Genomic DNA, 3095 nt, shown 5'->3' on the forward strand with positions numbered 1-3095 from the left:
CGCTCAGTCGGCCGGGGCGTCCACCAGCACGGTGCGGCGGGGGTTGGCGGTCCTGGTGGGGAGTGTGGTGTTCTCCTCCCGGGCCTCGTACGCCGCGACCGTCTCGGTCGTCAGCTCGTCGGCGTCCTTCAGGTGCGCCAGGGTGGTGCGCCGCGGGTTGGCTATGTTCCGCATGGTCAGCGTGGACTTCACTGAGTGCCCTTACCTCGCTCGGCTTGTCATTTCGGTGTGCGATGTAAACGCCGAGAGTAGGCCCGCTATTCCCAGCCGAGACGTGACCTAGGCAACGACCGGCCTGTGATTTTGCTCACGAGGTAGTTACCAAAACAGACATAAGTAATCGTTGAATCCGGCAGCTTAATCGGGCACAGCGGGCCAACGGGGCAATCCGTACGCGGGGGCGCGACTGGAAGTGAGGGGTGCCCGCGAGGCGACACAGAGGGCTTATGGGATCAAACCGGACATTCCCCTTGAGGAATCCCACACACCGTAAGAATTTGTGCGCGATTCGTGACCGATCTTGCGCGGTTATCCACAGCCCTTGTTGGAGATCCGGCACTGTGCTGGAATTCCACGGACCGCCGCAGGACGAAACACAACCGGCGCGCGTCGGACGCAGCAAGCGGCGCCGCACGACGGTGATGAGGGGACGCGCCGGTCATTACGACCGCCAAGGGGGCCTGGGACCCCCGACGACTCGATACCGTCCCGCCGCCGCGACGGGGGGACGCCTGGTCCAGAGGTTGCGACGCTAGTGCAGGGACGTTTCAAGAGGGATGGCAGCGCTGAGGGAGCCCCGGAGGCGCGTGGCTCGGCCGACCGCGGGTCCCAGCCCCAGCACGCCCAGGACGGCGGGCCGACGGGCGGTGGCCAGGGGGCGCCCGGCATCCCGCAGGTGAACGGCGAGAAGGGCTCTGCCCCGGGCGGTGCGGGCAAGGCCGACAAGAGCGGCAAGCCCGGGAAGACGGGCAAGAGCGCGAAGAAGGCCGAGAAGGCCGCCGAGAAGAACGCCAAGGCGGCGCCTGACCCGTCCGGGGTGCCGGACCCGGGCTCCCGTATGGCCCTGCGCAACTGGCGCATCAGCACGCGCCTGGTCTCCCTGCTCGCCCTCCCGGTCATCGCGGCCACCACGCTCGGCGGCATGCGGATCAGCGACTCGCTGCAGAACGTCGACCAGCTCGACAAGATGAAGCTCCTCACCGAGATGACGGAGCGCGCCACCGAGCTGGCCGCCGCCCTCCAGGAGGAGCGGGACCGCTCGGCCGGCCCCCTGGTCAGCACGCGCAACGAGAAGGACGACGTCGTCGTCGGGTCGCGCGAGAAGACCGACAAGGCCTTCCGGACCTTCAAGAACGCCACCAACGACATCGACGGCAGCGACCGGGCCATGGCCGGGGTCCAGTCCACCGTCCTGGACATCACCCGCCAGCTCACCGCGATCAACACGATCCGCGAGCGCGCCTACGACAACCCCGAGTACGTCTCCCAGACGGTCAACTCCTACAACCAGCTCATCGAGTCCCTGCTCTCCCTGTCGCAGGACATGGCGCAGGCGACCAGCAACTCGGAGATGATCCGCAGCACCCGCGCGCTGGCCGCCTTCTCCAGCGCCAAGGAGTTCGCCTCCATCCAGCGGGCCATCATCTCCGCCGGGCTGGCCCACCAGCCCACCCCCAAGCTCTCCGAGAGCGACCGGCTCTACGCGCGCACCGCCACCGACAGCGAGGGCGCCGAGCTGGACAGCTTCAGCCAGATCTACGGCTCCGAGGCCACCGACGACCTCCTCAAGCCGATCAGCGGTGGCGACGTCAACGTCGTCATGGCGGACAAGTACCGCGACCGGATGCTGCACAGCCCGGACGCGATCAAGAAGCAGCGCCGTACCTACGTGGACTGGATGGACCAGGACACCTCCAAGATCGGCGCGATGGACAAGATCGAGCGCACGCTGCTGGAGAAGATGGAGCAGCAGGCGCGCGAGCTGCGCTCCGAGGCGCAGCGCGAGGCACTCATCAGCGGTGCCCTCATCCTGCTCGTCCTGGGCATCTCGCTGGTCGGCGCGTTCGTCGTCGCCCGCTCCATGGTCCGCTCGCTGCGCCGTCTGCAGGACACCGCCCAGGACGTCGCCCGCAGGCGGCTGCCCGAGCTGGTCAAGCAGATGTCGGAGGCCGAGCCGCAGGACGTGGACACCTCCGTCGAGTCCGTCGGTGTGCACAGCCGGGACGAGATCGGCAAGGTGGCCGCCGCGTTCGACGACGTCCACCGCGAGGCCGTCCGCCTCGCGGGCGAGCAGGCGCTGCTGCGGGGGAACGTGAACGCGATGTTCACCAACCTCTCGCGCCGCAGCCAGGGCCTGATTCAGCGTCAGCTCTCGCTGATCTCCGAACTGGAGTCCCGCGAGGCCGACCCGGACCAGCTCTCCTCGCTCTTCAAGCTCGACCACCTCGCCACCCGCATGCGCCGCAACGGCGAGAACCTGCTCGTCCTCGCCGGTGAGGAGCCGGGCCGCCGCTGGACGCGCCCCGTCCCGCTGGTGGACGTGCTGCGCGCCGCGGCCTCCGAGGTGGAGCAGTACGAGCGCATCGAGCTGAACTCCGTCCCGGCCACCGAGGTCGCCGGACGCGTCGTCAACGACCTCGTCCACCTCCTCGCCGAGCTGCTGGAGAACGCCACGTCGTTCTCCTCGCCCCAGACGAAGGTCAAGGTCACCGGTCACGCACTGCCCGACGGCCGGGTGCTCATCGAGATCCACGACACCGGCATCGGGCTCTCGCCCGAGGACCTGTCCGCGATCAACGAGCGGCTGGCCAACCCGCCGACGGTGGACGTCTCCGTCTCCCGCCGCATGGGCCTCTTCGTGGTCGGCCGCCTCTCCTTGCGGCACGGCATCCGCATCCAGCTGCGCCCCTCCGACTCCGGCGGGACGACGGCACTGGTCATGCTCCCCGTCGATGTCGCCCAGGGCGGCGCGCAGGGACCGAAGGGCCGCGGCGTCCAGGGCAGCGCGCCCGGTGGCCAGGGCACCCCGCCGCCCCCGCAGGCCCGGAGCGGCTCCAAGGGCGGCAACCTCGCCGCGGCGCTCCAGCGCGGCGGCC

At 69.4% G+C, this 3095-nt stretch carries 2 protein-coding genes; one reads left to right on the top strand and one right to left on the bottom strand.

From position 1 onward, the window contains the following. Positions 1 to 3: 3 nt before the first annotated feature. Positions 4 to 192 (bottom strand): hypothetical protein, encoded by a 189-nt coding sequence (locus FM076_RS24005; RefSeq protein ID WP_173873011.1) that lies wholly within the window; start codon positions 190 to 192, stop codon positions 4 to 6. 562 nt (positions 193 to 754) lie between these two features. Here FM076_RS24005 and FM076_RS24010 point away from each other — a divergent pair. Beyond that, the coding region (locus FM076_RS24010; protein WP_345945192.1) for a sensor histidine kinase at positions 755 to 3095 on the top strand (2341 nt) is incomplete at its 3' end.

Source organism: Streptomyces albus subsp. chlorinus (assembly GCF_013302895.1).
In the GTDB taxonomy this organism is placed as follows: Bacteria; Actinomycetota; Actinomycetes; order Streptomycetales; family Streptomycetaceae; genus Streptomyces; species Streptomyces chlorinus.